This is a genomic window from Microbacterium sp., from assembly GCF_047607465.1.
In the GTDB taxonomy this organism is placed as follows: Bacteria; Actinomycetota; Actinomycetes; order Actinomycetales; family Microbacteriaceae; genus Microbacterium.
The window spans coordinates 96,568-110,687 of record NZ_JASGCY010000007.1 but is presented as its reverse complement, the minus strand read 5'-3'; the positions used below and the strand labels follow the sequence as shown (position 1 = coordinate 110,687).

Below are 14,120 nucleotides of genomic sequence, written 5' to 3'. Positions count from 1 at the left end.
CGGATGCTGACAGCATCCGCCCCTCTCTGCTCATGCGGACTCAGCCGCAGGTGTAGGTGGTGCCGTTCACGTCCCAGACGCCCGGGCCGAGCTGCTCGCACACGTTGAGCAGGCTCGCGAAGACGAAGACCGAGAGGACGATCCCGATGATCCACAGGATCGTGAGGGCGAGCCCGATCCAGAAGCCCGCGGTCGCGAGCCCGGTCGGTGCGCCGGCGTTCTTCAGCTTCGACTTCGCGACGAGGCTGAGGATGAGTCCGATGATGGGGGCGAAGAACGCGAGGATGAGTCCGGCGATCGCCATGCCCCTGCCGGGCACGTCGGCGGGTGTGGGCGCCGAGCCGCCGCCGTGCGGCTCAGGGCAGGCGGAACGGCTCCGCGGCGCGCGCCGAAGGATCCAGGGCGAGGCCGGCGAGCACGGCGCCGACGCCCGGCGCGAATTTGAAGCCGTGTCCGGAGAAGCCTGCGCCGACCACCACGCTCCCGCGCCGGTCGAGCACGAACGCGCCGTCGTCGGTCGAGGTGTAGGTGCAGCTGATCAGCGCTGAGGATGCCGCGTCCAGCCCCGGCATCCATTCGCGCACGTACGAGGTGAGGTCTTCGACATGCGAGGCGCGGTGCGGCCGTGCATCCGGGTCCACCTCATCGCCGACCCGGTGGAAGCCGACCTTCACGCCCTCGCCCGGCGTGGGCATGCCGTACACGGTCGCGGGGTACCTCCCCGGATCGGTGTAGTGGTTGAACGAGGGCCACCCGTGCGCGCCGACCGGGGCGAAGTGCGCCGGCGACTCCTCGGTCACCGTCAGCCGCGGCAGCTTCAGGTGCGGCAGCATCCGCTCGGTCCAGGCGCCGACGGTCACCACCGTGACATCCGCGCGCAGCACGCCGGCGGGCAGCGTCAGCGCGACGCCGGCATCCGTCTCCTCGATGCCGAGCACGGGCGTCTCCCACCGCACCGATCCGCCGTCGGCGACGATGCGGCGCTCCAGTTCGCGCAGCGTGGCCGAGGCGCGGGCCACGCCCGCGTCGCGGGAGAACAGCACGTCCCCCTCGAAGCGCATACCCGTCCACCGCGCCGCCGCCTCGGCATCCGAGAGCATCTCGGCGTGGATGCCGCGCTCGTTCAGGCGCCGCGCGATCGACGACAGATCCGTCGCGCCGTGCGTCACCAGCCCGTGCAACCGCAGCAGCGGCTCCCCGTCGACCTCGCCCAGCGCTTCCCACCCCGCCCGCGCCCGCACGAGCAGATCGAGGTAGTGCTCCTGGTCGTAGGCGTTGTTGAAGTTGCGGGTGGCGCCGTGCGATGCGCCCTCGTGGTGGCCGCGCGCGAACCTCTCCAGCACCACGGGGCGCACCCCGCGACGGGTGAGCTCCCACGCCGTGGCCAGTCCCATCACGCCGCCGCCGACGACGGCCACCTCCGCAGCATCCGTAGTCATGATCACAGTCTCCCAGCCGCGGCTCCGGCCACGGCACCGGGTAGTCTGGGGACGTGACCACAGAGATCGAGCTGGGCCGAGGCAAGCGCGCGCGCCGCGCGTACACGTTCGACGACATCGCGGTGGTGCCCTCGCGGCGCACGCGCAATCCCGAGGACGTGACGACCGCATGGACCATCGACGCCTTCGGCTTCGAGATCCCGGTGCTCGGCGCTCCGATGGACTCCGTGGTGAGCCCGCAGACCGCGGTCAGGCTCGGCCAGCTCGGCGGTCTCGGCGTCATCGACCTCGAGGGCCTGTGGACGAGGTACGAGGATCCAGAGCCGCTGCTCGCCGAGATCGCCGGCCTCGGCGACGATGTCGCCACGACGCGGATGCAGGAGCTCTACGCCGAGCCGATCAAGCCAGAGCTCATCACCAGCCGTCTCGCCGAGATCCGCGACGCCGGCGTCACTGTCGCCGGATCCCTCACGCCGCAGCGCACGCAGCAGTTCTACGACACGGTCGCCGCGGCCGGCGTCGACCTGTTCGTGATCCGCGGCACCACGGTGTCGGCCGAGCACGTCTCCAGCGTCGACCAGGCGCTGAACCTGAAGAAGTTCATCTACGACCTCGATGTCCCCGTGATCGTCGGCGGCGCCGCCACCTACACGGCGGCTCTGCACCTCATGCGCACGGGCGCCGCCGGCGTGCTCGTCGGCTTCGGCGGGGGAGCGGCCTCGACCACGAGAGCGACCCTCGGCATCCACGCGCCCATGGCGACGGCCGTCTCCGACGTCGCCGCCGCCCGTCGCGACTACCTCGACGAGTCCGGCGGCCGGTACGTGCACGTCATCGCCGACGGCGGGGTCGGCACCTCGGGCGACATCGTCAAGGCGCTCGCGATGGGCGCCGACGCCGTCATGCTCGGCGTCGCCCTCGCCCGCGCCACCGACGCCCCGGGGCGCGGATTCCACTGGGGCCCCGAGGCGCACCACCCGCAGCTCCCTCGTGGACGCCGCGTCGAGGTGGGCGGCATCGGCACGCTGGAGCAGATCCTCTACGGTCCCGCCCCGGTCGCCGACGGCACGGCGAACCTCATCGGTGCGCTGCGCAAGTCCATGGCGACGACCGGCTACTCCGATCTCAAGGAGTTCCAGCGGGTCGAGGTCGTGCTCGCGCCGTACGAGTCCTGAGGAGCCGGCGCTTCACCGTGACCACTCCCGTGCAGTTCCCGCCCACGCTGCGTGAGGTGATGCTCCGGGGACGCTGGATCGGCATGCTGCTGCTGTGCCTCGTCGTCGCCGGGGTGTTCGCCTGGCTCGGCCAATGGCAGCTCGGACGCGCGATCGACACCGCCCCGCAGGCACCGGGCGCGACCGAGCAGGTGCGCCCCCTCGCCGACGTCGTCGAGCCCGGTGCGTATCTGCCCGAGCCGCTGGTGGGGCAGAAGGCCCAGACAGCGGGTCACTGGGTCGCCGGCGACTTCATCGTGGTGTCCTCGCGCTTCAACGACGGCGTGCAGGGGTACTGGGTCACCGGCCAGCTCCGCGTCGCGGAGCGCACCTCGATCGCGGTGGCGATCGGGTGGGCGCCGGATCGGGAAAGCGCGGATGCCGCGGCGCAGCGTCTGGAAGCGGATGTCGGCGGCGCCGAGGTCGTCGTCACCGGACGCGTCATCTCCGACGAGGGCCCGGTGCTGCCGCCGCCGAGCGAGCCGTACGCGCTCGAGCGGATGTCGCCCGCGGCGCTGCTGAGCCGGTGGCACGACATCGACGAGCTCCAGGTGTACCGCCCCTATCTCGCAGCGACGACGGCGGACGGCGGGCTCGTCGACATCTCCTCTCCCGCGCCCGATGAGGGCTCGCCGATCAACTGGCTCAACATCTTCTACGCCGTCGAGTGGGTGATCTTCGCCGGCTTCGCCTTCTACCTCTGGTATCGGCTCGCCAAGGATGCCTGGGAGCGCGAGGTCGAGGAGTTCGAAGAGCAAGGCGCCGCGGCATCCGCCTGATCGAACGCCGCTGTTGGTAGATTGCCTGCAGGGGGGTAGCAGCCGAGGTCGATTTCGACCAGATCCAGATCACGATCGATGTCCTGCCCGGGGAGCACTCATGAGCGGCCTCGACCCCGTGGCGCCCGGCTGGTACCAGGTGCACCGACGGACCCAGCGGTGGTGGGATGGGCAGCAGTGGACGGAGAACGTCATCCATCATGGTCGCGCCCGCACCGCCACCGAGCTTCGCACGGCGACCAGGAGGATGCAGTGGCTGTGGGTTGCGGTCGGGGTCGCCGCCTGGGTGGTGTTCCTCGTCTTCTCCTTCGGATTCGGCTCGAGTACAGCGTTCGTCCTCGCCGGGCTGCCCGTCGTCGGGAGTGCGGCGATCGTCGTCGGGGTCATCACGGGTTCGCGGCTGATCGCCGCGGTCCCGCCGACTCCCGGTGCGGCGACCGGTTCGTAGGCCCGTGAGGCCGAGTCGGGCGTCGACGCACGCCGACTAGACTGGAGGCATGCCTGAACCGAAAGCCGCCAGCTTTCCGGCGATCCGCGGTGCGCTGAAGTTCTACCAGATCGCGTCGATCATCACCGGGGTCATGCTGCTCCTGCTGCTCGCCGAGATGGTGCTGAAGTACTCGCCGATGCACGTGGAGCTCTTCGCGGGCGGATCGGGCGGCAGCCTGTGGTTCGCCGGCGTGATCGCGGGCGCCGACTGCCAGTGGTGGTCGCTGTTCGCCCCCTGGACGAACTCCTGCGAGCTGACCTCGCTCGGCGACGGCTTCAACCTCTCGACGTTCGTGCTCGTCGCGCACGGCTGGTTCTACGTCGTCTACCTCTTCGCCTGCTTCCGCGTGTGGAGCCTCATGCGGTGGCCGTTCCCGCGGTTCATCTTGCTGGCCCTCGGCGGTGTCGTGCCGTTCCTGTCGTTCTTCATGGAGGCGATCCTCGCCCGCGAGGTGAAGGGTTACCTCGCCGCCAGGGAGGCCGCCGACGCGTCACCGGGAGCTGCGCCCCAGACCTCAAAGGAAGGTGTCCGTTGACAGAACAGCCCGAGACCCAGCAGCGCCCGGCGCTCGTCATCGACTTCGGCGCGCAGTACGCGCAGCTGATCGCCCGTCGCGTCCGCGAGGCGGGGGTCTACAGCGAGATCGTGCCGCACACCGCGACGGCCGCGGAGATCGCGGCCAAGAACCCGGTCGCGATCATTCTGTCCGGCGGGCCGTCGTCGGTGTACGAAGAAGGCGCGCCCAAGCTCGACCCCGAGGTCTTCGACCTCGGCGTGCCCACGCTCGGCATCTGCTACGGATTCCAGTACATGGCGCAGACGCTCGGCGGTGAGGTCGCGAACACCGGCCTGCGCGAGTACGGGGCGACGGATGCCGTCATCGCCGGCGACGGCGGGACGCTCCTGGGTGGCCAGCCGACAGAGCAGAACGTGTGGATGAGCCACGGCGACCAGGTCGCGAAGGCTCCGGAGGGCTTCGAGGTGCTAGCCACGACGAGCGCCACCAAGGTCGCCGCCTTCGCGAACGAGGAGCGCGGCTTCTACGGCGTGCAGTGGCACCCCGAGGTGAAGCACTCCGATCACGGCCAGCGCGTGCTGGAGAACTTCCTGCACAAGGGCGCCGGGCTCGCCTCCGACTGGAACAGCGGCAACGTCATCGCCGAGCAGATCGAGCGCATCCGCGAGCAGGTCGGCGACGCGCGCGTCATCTCGGCCCTCTCCGGCGGCGTCGACTCCGCCGTCTCGACGGCCCTCGTGCACCGGGCGATCGGCGACCAGCTCACCGCGGTGTTCGTCGACCACGGGCTCCTTCGCAAGGGCGAGCGCGAGCAGGTCGAGAAGGACTACGTCGAGTCCACCGGCGTCCGCCTCATCACGGTCGACGCCGCCGAGACCTTCCTCGGTCACCTCGCCGGTGTTACAGACCCCGAGGAGAAGCGCAAGATCATCGGGCGCGAGTTCATCCGCGCGTTCGAGAAGGTGCAGCGCGACCTCGTCGCCGAAGCCAAGGCCTCGGGCGGCGCCCCGGTGAAGTTCCTCGTGCAGGGGACGCTCTACCCCGACGTCGTTGAATCAGGCGGCGGTGCGGGCACAGCGAACATCAAGTCGCACCACAACGTCGGCGGACTCCCCGACGACCTCGACTTCGAGCTCATCGAGCCGCTGCGCGCCCTGTTCAAGGACGAGGTCCGCGCGATCGGCCGCGAGCTCGGCATCCCGGAGGCGATCGTCGGCCGCCAGCCGTTTCCGGGGCCCGGCCTCGGCATCCGGATCATCGGCGAGGTTACCGCTGACCGTCTCGAGATTCTGCGTGAGGCCGACGCCATCGCCAGGGAAGAGCTGACGAAGGCGGGCCTCGACCAGGAGATCTGGCAGTGCCCCGTCGTGCTGCTCGCCGATGTGCGCTCGGTGGGCGTGCAGGGCGACGGCCGCACCTACGGGCATCCGATCGTGCTGCGTCCCGTCTCCAGCGAAGACGCGATGACCGCCGATTGGAGCCGCTTGCCCTACGACGTGCTGTCGAAGATCTCGAACCGCATCACCAACAGCGTCCGCGATGTCAACCGCGTCGTGCTCGACGTCACGTCGAAGCCGCCGGGGACCATCGAGTGGGAGTGAGCTCCCGTTGAGCTGTGCGGAAGGGCGCGGGCTTCGGTCCGCGCCCTTCCGCATGCGTACGCGAACCCGTCGCGTTTCGTGGCAGGAGGACGGGCGGGAATCGGATGCTGAGTCAGAACCGCCGCCCGCCGGTGCGGCCCGACGATCTGCTGCCGCCGGAGGACCGGCTGCCGCCGCTGGAGCGGCTTCCCGATCGGCTGCTTCCGGAAGACCATCCGCCGGAAGAGCGCGATGACCCGCCCCAACCGGAAGAGCCGCCTCCTCCGCTCTCCCCGCCGCCGAAGGCGCCGGACAGGGCTCCGATCACCACGCCTCCGATGACGAACAACAAGATGAGGCCCGGCTCGTCGGCCGCGATGCCCAGGCTGCCGAAGAATCCGACCGCGCCGCCGCCGAGGCCGCCGAGGACGGCCTTGCCACCACGGCCTTCGTCATCGGAGTCGGCATACGCGTACGAGCGACGCCACTCCGAGCCCTGGCCTGCATCGGGGGAGTCGTACATGACGGCCTCGCTCGCGGCACGAGCGGGTCTGACGAAACGACCGCGCTCGGGTGCGGCCGGCGCCCCGACGAGCGCCTGCACCTGCTGCGCAGAGACGAGAGCGGCCTTCGCATGCTGGTCCCCGTTCTCGGTGCCCGCGGCGTCGGTCGCCGGGGCGAGCTGCCGCTGGGCGTCGCTCAGACGCGTCAGGGGGAACCACCCCACTTCGCCGGGACGCGCCTGCACAGACTTCTCCGCAGCTCTCACCGCCGCGGTCGCCTGGTCCAGGATCGAGCCTGCGCCGACGGGCTCCGGTTCGCCCGCATCGGCCAGCGGCGGATCCGTGGGTGCATCCGCAGACGCGGTCGGGGGCGCGAGCCGACGGGCGGCGAGCGCATCGGCCTGCGCGTCGACGGCGTCGTGCAGATCCATCACCTCGGCGAGAAGCCTTTCGATCTCGTGCACGGTCTGAGCGACGGCCCGGGGCCTGCGGCTGTCGGCGGCCTTCTGCAGCGCATCGAGCTGCAGGTCGGCCGCGCGCAGTCTTCCGGCGATCTCGTCGGCGTTGCCTGCGATGCCGACGAGATCGGCGGGCGGGAACGTCGCCGCCAGGGATCCGAGACGCTCGGCGGCGTCGCTGTGGAGGCGCGTGGCGTCTGCCCGCGCCGTCCTCAGCCGAGCGAGATTGTCCGTCGCTCCGTCGGCCAGGGCGCGCAGGGACGCGATCTCGCGCTTGCGTCCTTCCAGATCCGCGTCGATCTGAGAGCAGAGCCTGAGGATGTCGTCGGTCCACGACCGGGTCTCCTGGGGCGCGTCCTCCTCGGCATCCTGGAGCCTCTCCAGGATCTGGAACCCCTGCTGCAGACGTGCCCGATTCTCGGCCAGCACGGCGGCGAACTCCGCCGTGGTCTCCTCGCCGAACTCCGCGGTGACGAACCCGAGCTCCTGTTCGCTGGTCCGCACCGCTTCGTCGACCTGCACGAGGCGCTGCGCAGTCCGTTTCTTCTGTCCTTCGAGGGTTCGCAGCTCGGCCGCCGATGCTGCTCGACGGCGTAGGAACAGCACCAGACGCGTGACCGCGACGACGATCAGCGCGAGCACGGCCACCCCGAGCACCCATACCCACCACGGCCACGGCACCTTCGAGAACTCGTCGGCGACGTATTCGATGCCGCCCGCCCAGTCATCGTCCGAAAGGTAGTCCGATCCGAGCCGGTTCTCGATCTCGAGGATCCTGGCCTCGGACAGCGGGCCTGCTGCGACGCCGTCGCCGCCGTCCTCGGCCGAGATGGCGAGGCTGCGGCCGTCGGTGGCGATGGCGAGAAGGTACTGGTCAGGGGCGAGGTTGTTGCGCAGGGCGGTGGCGTCCGCCCAGGCGAGGGCGTTGTCGGGGCCCTCGAAGTCGGGCACGAGGACGACGAAGAGCTCAGGAAGGCCGTCGGCGGATGCCAGGTCCTCGAGCCGCTGTTCGAGCCAGGCCTCGTCCGCGTCGCTGAGCACGTCCGAATGGTCGGTGATGTGCCCGGAGTCGAGCGGGGCCGGCGTCTCGGCGTTCGCGGACGATCCGAACACGAGCCCCGCGATCAACGTCAGCATTCCCACAGTCGCCGCAGTTCGCAGCATCCTGTTCCTCATCGTGCCACCCCGCTCGGAATACGATTCCCGATCATCATGGCACGTGGCCCTCTGCGGAAGAGGTGACGACGGGGGACAGGCTGCTCAGCGCAGGTGCTTCAGCGCCTCGCGTCGTGACAGTCCGCTCAACTCCGCCTCGTGCGCGGCCACGAAGGCGAGCACCCAGCCTGGGTCGGTCCTGGCGTAGTCGCGCAGCGCCCATCCGATCGCCTTGCGGATGAAGAACTCGTCATCGCCGAGATTCGGGGCGATCACCTCGACGAGAAGCTCCGTGTCGGTCGCCCCGCGGCGTCCCAGCTGGGAGATGATGCTCGCCCGCCGGATCCAGAGGTCGTCGTCTCGGGACCAGGCCCGCAGCACCGGCGCGACCTCGTCGGGGTGCCCGTCCAGCGTCTCCGCGAGGCGGTGCGAGACCTCGTCGACATGGTCCCACCAGGCGCCGGTGCGGATCATCTCCTCGTGCACCGGCATCTCCTCCAGCCGTCCGCGCAGCGGCCGCAGTCCCATCAGCTCGGTCGCCGCGTACCGCTCCTCGCGATGTGTCGCCTCGCGCCACAGCTCCAAGGCGTTCGCGCGCAGGTCGTCGGCATCGGAGTTCCCGCGGGCCAGCGTCCTGGCGAGACGTCGCGCCACGGGGACCTTCACACCGAGGAACGGCATCGACGACTTCATGTAGGCCTGCTGGCCGGGAGCGATCGACGGATCGGCGGCGTCGCGCAGGGCCAGGCGGATGCTGCCGGCGAGAGCGGTCATGCGAGGAGTCTAGGAGCTGCTGCGTCTCGGACGCAGAGAGGAGGCGCGTCACGAGTTCGCGACCTCCGTCACACTCCCGATCTCGTCCATCAACGCCATGAACTGCGCCTTCAGCGACGCCAACTCCTCCGAAAACGACACGGTGGTCGCAACCTCCCGAAAATCAGGGTGTTGCGACCACCGTTAGAACCCGCCGATGAGGACGGCTCCTTTCGCGATGCGTCAGTTGTTGCCGCGTGCGATGGCGATGATGCGCAGGATCTCGACGTACAGCCACACGACCGTGACCATGATGCCGAAGGCGCCGAGCCAGCCGTACTTGCGGGGGGCGCCGTTGCGCACGCCCTGCTGGACCTGGTCGAAGTCGAGCACCAGCGAGTAGGCGGCCATGATGACCACGAGGACGCCGATGATCAGGCCGAGCGGGATGCCGGCGATCTTGACCTGGCTGTGCAGGCCGAATCCGTCGCTGACGACGCCGGTCCACATGAGGATGACGTTGATCAGCGAGAACGCGAGGTAGCCGAACATCGCGATCATGAAGATCTTGGTGGCCTTCTTCGACGCACGGATCTTGCCGCTCGCGAAGAGCGCAAGGGTGACTCCGACGACGGCGAGGGTGGCGATGGTCGCCTGCGTGACGATGCCGGGCCACAACACCTCGAAGAACGCCGAGATGCCGCCGATGAACAGCCCCTCGAACGCCGCGTAGGCGAAGATCAGCGCGGGGCGGACCTTCTTGCGCGAGGTGAACGAGATGATCATCGCGAGCACGAAGCCGCCGAAGGCGCCGACGATCCACGGCAGCAGGCTGGGGGCGTAGTCGCTGTACGGGTCGCGCTCGGGCGCTGCGACGCCGCCGAGCGTGAACACCCATCCGATCGCCGCGGTGACGAGCAGGATGCCGAACAGACCGGCCGTCTTCCAGACGGTGTCCTCGACCGACATCCGATCGGTCTCGATCGCGCCGGCCGGGGGAGCGGCGTACATGCCCTCGAGCTGCGCGTTCACGGCCGCATCCACCGATGCGTGCTGGAAGGAGGCGGCCTGGGCGCCCTGCGGGGTGCCAGGGTAGGTGGCGACGTTGCGCGGATCCTGCTGCTGGAATGCGGGGTTGTTGAATGCGAAATTGCTCATGGGGCCTCACTCCGACGTGGTTGTAGGTCGCTTCCTCCTACGATACCTGGGCAGGCTGTGCCGCGGGGTGTTCTACGCTGAGAGCGTGCCAAGGAAAACGCCCCTCGTCATCGGACATCGGGGCGCACCCGGGTATCGCCCAGAGCACACCCGCTCCTCGTACGAGATCGCCTTCGCGATGGGAGCGGATGCCGTCGAGCCCGATGTCGTGGCGACGAAGGACGGCGTGCTGGTCGTCCGGCACGAGAACGAGATCTCCGGGACGACCGATGTGGCCCGGCATCCTGAGTTCGCCGATCGCCAGACCACCAAGCGCGTCGACGGGCAGCCCCTGACCGGCTGGTTCACCGAGGACTTCACCTGGGCCGAGCTGTCGACTCTCCGCTGCCTCGAACGTCTGCCCGAGGTGCGCACGTCGAGCGCGAGTTTCGACGGATCGCAGCCGATTCTGCGCCTGACCGACCTGCTCGACCTCGTGCGCGAGGCCTCGCACGAGCACGGACGCGAGATCGGCGTCGTGCTCGAGATCAAGCACGCGACCTACTTCGCCTCGATCGGACTCGAGCTCGCTCCGCTCGTCGAGAGGGATCTGCGCGCGGCAGGCTGGGCCGACGGAGAGCTGCCGTTGGTGATCGAGAGCTTCGAGTCGACCGTTCTCGGCGAGCTGAAGGAACGCGGCATCGCCGCCTCCTACATCTACCTGATCGAGTCGGCGGGGCGCCCGTACGATCTGCTCGTCGCCCAGGGCAAACAGGTGCTCTCGTACAAGGCGACCGTGCGGCCGGCTGGGCTCGCGGCGCTCGTAGGGCACGTCGACGGCATCAGCGTGAGCAAGAAGATGCTGCTCGCGAAGGGCAGCACGATCGTCGCCGACGCCCACGCACGTGGGTTGAGGGTCTTCACCTGGACGTGCCGGCCGGAGAACGCGTTCCTCGCCCCGGAGTTCCGCTCGGGCGGCGGCAAAGCGGCGTTCGGCGACTACGAGGCCGAGTGGGCCGTCATCAAGGCGTCGGGCGTCGACGGCGTCTTCGTCGATCAGCCCGACCTCGGCGTCGCGTTCTTCCGCGACTGAGACCGCCGCTGCGCGGTGGGTTCCGGTCGCAGCCCGGGCAGGCCGCATCCGTTGCTGGTCGGGTGCTCGGGTGCTCGGGTGCTCGGGTGCTTCCCCTGTTCCCGCGTCCGATTCCGGGTTCTGGGTTCGCGCGCCGCCGGGTTCCGGTCGCAGTTGGTGTCGGTATCGGCCTCGATGGTGTGTTCCGGTCGCAGTTCGTGTCGCTTCCGCGCGGCTTGAGCGGCACGGATCGCGACTGGACCGGCGAGGCGAGATGCGGGAGCGGCACAGATCGCGACCGGAACGGTGAGGCGGGATGCGGGAGCGGCATGGAACGCGGCCGGATCGGGACTTGACCTGTTCCGGTCGCAGTTCATGCCGTTCCTGCGCGGCTTGAGCGGCACAGATCGCGACCGGAACGGGGCGGACGGATGCCGGAGCGGCACGGATCGCGACGCGAACGCGATCCGACGCGAACGCGTCAGCGACCGACCGCCGCGTTCAGGCCACCACGCTCAGAGCGTGCGGTCGAAGGCGCCCTGGCGGGTCGAGACGATGTCCTTGCCGAGCGGCATGAGGGAGACGGGGATCATCTTGAAGTCGGCGATGCCCATCGGGATGCCGATGATCGTGATGCACAGCGCGATGCCCGACACGATGTGCCCGATCGCGAGCCACCAGCCCGCGAGGATCACCCAGATCACGTTGCCGAGGAACGAGCCGACGCCCGCCGTCGGCTTCGCCACGACTTCGCGACCGAACGGCCAGATCGCGTAGCCGGCGATGCGGAAAGACGCGATCGCCCAGGGGATCGTGATGATGGGGATGCACAGCAGGATTCCGGCCAGCATGTAACCGAGCCAGAGGCCGAAGCCGGCGAAGATCAGCCAGATGATGTTGAGGATCGTGCGCACCTCTCGATTCTCGCACCTCCCCGTCCAGGGAATCCGCCGGACGGATGCCAGACTGGCCGCATGACCGGAATCGTCGTGGACGGCGTCAGCAGATCGTTCGGGGGAGTGCAGGCGGTGCGGGCCGCGACCATGCGGGCCGAACCCGGCCGCGTGACAGGGCTCGTCGGCCCGAACGGCGCAGGCAAGACCACGCTGCTGCTGATGCTCGCCTCGCTGCTCGCACCGGATGCCGGCACGATCTCGATCGGCGGGGTCGACCCGGTCGCCGAGCCCCTCGCGGCCCGGCGGACGCTGGGATGGATGCCGGATTCGCTGGGCGCATGGCCCTCGCTGAGCGCGCGCCAGACGCTCGTGACCACCGCGCGACTCTACGGGATCGCGCCCGCCGAGGCGGCCGCCCGTGCGCAGGAGCTGCTCGATCTCGTCGGCCTCGCGGCTCTCGGCGACGCGCCGGCCAAGGTGCTCTCGCGGGGGCAGAAGCAGAAGCTCGGCCTGGCCAGGGCGCTCGTGCACGATCCGCAGGTGCTGCTGCTCGACGAGCCGGCATCCGGTCTCGATCCGGAGGCGCGGGTGCAGCTGCGGACGCTGCTGCGGCGCTTCGCGGCCGAAGGACGCACCGTGCTGATCTCCAGCCACATCCTCTCTGAGCTTGAGGAGGTGGTCGATGAGTCCGTGTTTCTCGTCGCAGGCTCCGTCGTCGACGCATCTCCTGCCCAGACAGGCGTTCGCAACTGGCGAGTGCGCCTGGCCGGCGCGACGCTCGAGCGGCAGAACGCCGATGTGTGGCAGGTCGCGTCGGCTCTCGGTATTGCTCCCGATCTGCTCGGGGTCGATCGGGGAAGCGTGCTGGTCGGCTTCGCTACCGATGACGCGGCGGCGGAGTCATTGCGCACGCTCGTGAACGCAGGGCTCGCGATCTCGGAGTTCGCCCCGGCGCAGAGTGCTCTCGAGCATGCGTTCTTGAACCTGCATCCCGCTTCGGATGCTCCCTATGGAGGTGAGTCATGAGTCTCGCTGCTGCGTGGATCATCGCCCGGCTGGAGCTGACGCAGCGGCTGCGCAGCGTCGGCTGGTTCATCCTGCTCGCGGTGTTCGCCGTCGTGCTCCTTGGCGTGACCGGCCTCGCGTTCGCGGTGTACTCTTGGGGCGAGTTCGTCGGTGCCGGTGTGTTCTCGATCGTGGTCAACATGGTGCTGCTCCTGGTCGTTCTGGTTTCGCCGACGCTCAGCGGCAACGCGATCAACGGTGACAGGGATGCCGCCACCCTCGCCGCCGTGCAGGTCACCGCCGCGTCGACCGGTGACATCATGGTCGGTAAGCTCCTCGCTGCGGTCGCGACCGGAGGTGCTTTCCTGGTCGTCGCGCTGCCCTTCCTTGCGCTGTCCCTTTTGGGTGGCGGGGCGAATCCGCTCGTTCTGCTGGTGTCCTTGCTCGTGCTGATGGTCGAGATCGTCGTTGTCGCGGCGATCGGCGTCGGGCTCAGCGGCCTCATCGCCCGACCTCTGTTCTCGGTGGCGACCACCTATCTCGTGGTCGCAGCGCTCGCGATCGGCACCCTCATTCTTTTCGTACTCGGTGGGATGGCGATCAGGAGCGAGTCGACGACGTACACGCGGCCCTATGACGTCCAGGGTGATGTAGATTGCGACTCGTGGGATTCGTACACGACAGAGGTGCCACGCTTCGACCTTGTTTGGTGGGCGCTCGCCGCCAACCCGTTTGTCGTGCTCGCGGACGCCACGCCCACGGAGTTCACTGAGGACGGGTATCCTGTCGATCTCTTCGGCCAGATCAAGTGGGGCGTGCGCAGCGCACAGCAGTCGCCTCTCGAACAGCGCTACGACGACTGTGACATGAGTTCATCGAGCTATCAGACTCCACAGGAACTCATCGACTCGACGGTGCCGAGTTGGTTTGTGGGTCTCGGAGTGCAGGTGGTGATCGCAGGCTCGCTGTTCGCGGGGGCATGGGCGCGCACCAGGACACCCGCGAAAAGGTTGCCTCCGGGGACCCGCATCGCATGAGGCCTGGGGATGCCGTCGGCGGCGGTGCCAGCGGCCGTGTCAGACCCGAGCGAAGCGCGACCAGTCTCGACGTCGGTGGCTGCCG

14 protein-coding genes are annotated in these 14,120 nt (G+C 69.2%); 8 read left to right on the top strand and 6 right to left on the bottom strand.

All coding sequences use genetic code 11. From position 1 onward, the window contains the following. Positions 1-40: 40 nt before the first annotated feature. The gene (locus tag QM568_RS01230; RefSeq protein ID WP_415134993.1) at positions 41-319 is read right to left on the bottom strand and encodes a hypothetical protein; all 279 of its coding nucleotides are present in this window, start codon (positions 317-319) and stop codon (positions 41-43) included. Between the two features lie 37 nt (positions 320-356). Continuing rightward, a complete protein-coding gene (locus tag QM568_RS01225; protein WP_415134991.1) occupies positions 357-1,439 on the bottom strand; it encodes an FAD-dependent oxidoreductase in 1,083 nt (360 codons plus the stop codon). 53 nt (positions 1,440-1,492) lie between these two features. On the opposite strand from QM568_RS01225, the gene QM568_RS01220 reads away from it, so the two are divergent. The 5 genes from QM568_RS01220 (at position 1,493) to guaA (ending at position 6,040) form a co-directional block, all read left to right on the top strand. Beyond that, complete coding sequence (locus QM568_RS01220; protein ID WP_415134989.1) at positions 1,493-2,614, top strand: GuaB3 family IMP dehydrogenase-related protein; 1,122 nt, start codon at positions 1,493-1,495, stop codon at positions 2,612-2,614. A gap of 59 nt (positions 2,615-2,673) precedes the next feature. After that, positions 2,674-3,432, top strand: coding sequence for an SURF1 family protein (locus tag QM568_RS01215; RefSeq protein WP_415134995.1), 759 nt, complete (start codon positions 2,674-2,676; stop codon positions 3,430-3,432). 100 nt (positions 3,433-3,532) lie between these two features. Beyond that, positions 3,533-3,880: a DUF2510 domain-containing protein gene (locus tag QM568_RS01210; RefSeq protein ID WP_415134987.1), complete on the top strand. Its 348-nt coding sequence runs from the start codon at positions 3,533-3,535 to the stop codon at positions 3,878-3,880. A 49-nt stretch (positions 3,881-3,929) separates the two neighbouring features. Further along, complete coding sequence (locus tag QM568_RS01205) at positions 3,930-4,457, top strand: DUF3817 domain-containing protein (protein ID WP_415134985.1); 528 nt, start codon at positions 3,930-3,932, stop codon at positions 4,455-4,457. After that, positions 4,454-6,040, top strand: coding sequence for a glutamine-hydrolyzing GMP synthase (guaA, locus tag QM568_RS01200; protein ID WP_415134983.1), 1,587 nt, complete (start codon positions 4,454-4,456; stop codon positions 6,038-6,040). Before QM568_RS01205 ends, guaA begins: the two co-directional genes overlap by 4 nt. Before the next feature lie 112 nt (positions 6,041-6,152). On the opposite strand, the gene QM568_RS01195 is transcribed toward guaA, so the two are convergent. The 3 genes from QM568_RS01195 to QM568_RS01185 all read right to left on the bottom strand — a co-directional run bounded on the left by QM568_RS01195 (position 6,153) and on the right by QM568_RS01185 (position 10,046). Further along, complete coding sequence (locus QM568_RS01195; RefSeq protein WP_415134981.1) at positions 6,153-8,117, bottom strand: TPM domain-containing protein; 1,965 nt, start codon at positions 8,115-8,117, stop codon at positions 6,153-6,155. A 123-nt stretch (positions 8,118-8,240) separates the two neighbouring features. Then, positions 8,241-8,909 carry a DNA alkylation repair protein gene (locus QM568_RS01190; RefSeq protein WP_415134979.1) on the bottom strand — a complete coding sequence of 223 codons (669 nt, stop codon included), beginning with the start codon at positions 8,907-8,909 and terminating at the stop codon, positions 8,241-8,243. Positions 8,910-9,131: 222 nt separating this feature from the next. Then, entirely contained in the window at positions 9,132-10,046 is a 915-nt protein-coding gene (locus tag QM568_RS01185) for a Bax inhibitor-1/YccA family membrane protein (RefSeq protein WP_415134977.1), read from the bottom strand. An 85-nt stretch (positions 10,047-10,131) separates the two neighbouring features. Here QM568_RS01185 and QM568_RS01180 point away from each other — a divergent pair, with 85 nt between their 5' ends. Next, positions 10,132-11,118, top strand: coding sequence for a glycerophosphodiester phosphodiesterase family protein (locus tag QM568_RS01180; protein ID WP_415134975.1), 987 nt, complete (start codon positions 10,132-10,134; stop codon positions 11,116-11,118). A 494-nt stretch (positions 11,119-11,612) separates the two neighbouring features. On the opposite strand, the gene QM568_RS01175 is transcribed toward QM568_RS01180, so the two are convergent. Next, a complete protein-coding gene (locus QM568_RS01175) occupies positions 11,613-12,011 on the bottom strand; it encodes a YccF domain-containing protein (protein ID WP_415134973.1) in 399 nt (132 codons plus the stop codon). 60 nt (positions 12,012-12,071) lie between these two features. On the opposite strand from QM568_RS01175, the gene QM568_RS01170 reads away from it, so the two are divergent. Together QM568_RS01170 and QM568_RS01165 are read left to right on the top strand one after the other, a co-directional pair. Then, on the top strand, positions 12,072-13,019 hold the full coding sequence (locus QM568_RS01170; protein ID WP_415134971.1) for an ABC transporter ATP-binding protein: 948 nt from the start codon (positions 12,072-12,074) through the stop codon (positions 13,017-13,019). Next, positions 13,016-14,035 (top strand): ABC transporter permease, encoded by a 1,020-nt coding sequence (locus tag QM568_RS01165; protein ID WP_415134969.1) that lies wholly within the window; start codon positions 13,016-13,018, stop codon positions 14,033-14,035. The genes QM568_RS01170 and QM568_RS01165 overlap by 4 nt, the downstream gene beginning before the upstream one ends. Positions 14,036-14,120 lie beyond the last annotated feature (85 nt).

Coding starts and splice junctions, on each gene's coding strand:
- QM568_RS01225 (WP_415134991.1), bottom strand. CDS start 1,439: ATGACTACGGATGCTGCGGAGGTGGCCGTCGTCGGCGGCGGCGTGATG.
- QM568_RS01215 (WP_415134995.1), top strand. CDS start 2,674: ATGCTCCGGGGACGCTGGATCGGCATGCTGCTGCTGTGCCTCGTCGTC.
- QM568_RS01210 (WP_415134987.1), top strand. CDS start 3,533: ATGAGCGGCCTCGACCCCGTGGCGCCCGGCTGGTACCAGGTGCACCGA.
- QM568_RS01205 (WP_415134985.1), top strand. CDS start 3,930: ATGCCTGAACCGAAAGCCGCCAGCTTTCCGGCGATCCGCGGTGCGCTG.
- QM568_RS01195 (WP_415134981.1), bottom strand. CDS start 8,117: ATGCTGACGTTGATCGCGGGGCTCGTGTTCGGATCGTCCGCGAACGCC.
- QM568_RS01190 (WP_415134979.1), bottom strand. CDS start 8,909: ATGACCGCTCTCGCCGGCAGCATCCGCCTGGCCCTGCGCGACGCCGCC.
- QM568_RS01185 (WP_415134977.1), bottom strand. CDS start 10,046: ATGAGCAATTTCGCATTCAACAACCCCGCATTCCAGCAGCAGGATCCG.
- QM568_RS01170 (WP_415134971.1), top strand. CDS start 12,072: ATGACCGGAATCGTCGTGGACGGCGTCAGCAGATCGTTCGGGGGAGTG.
- QM568_RS01165 (WP_415134969.1), top strand. CDS start 13,016: ATGAGTCTCGCTGCTGCGTGGATCATCGCCCGGCTGGAGCTGACGCAG.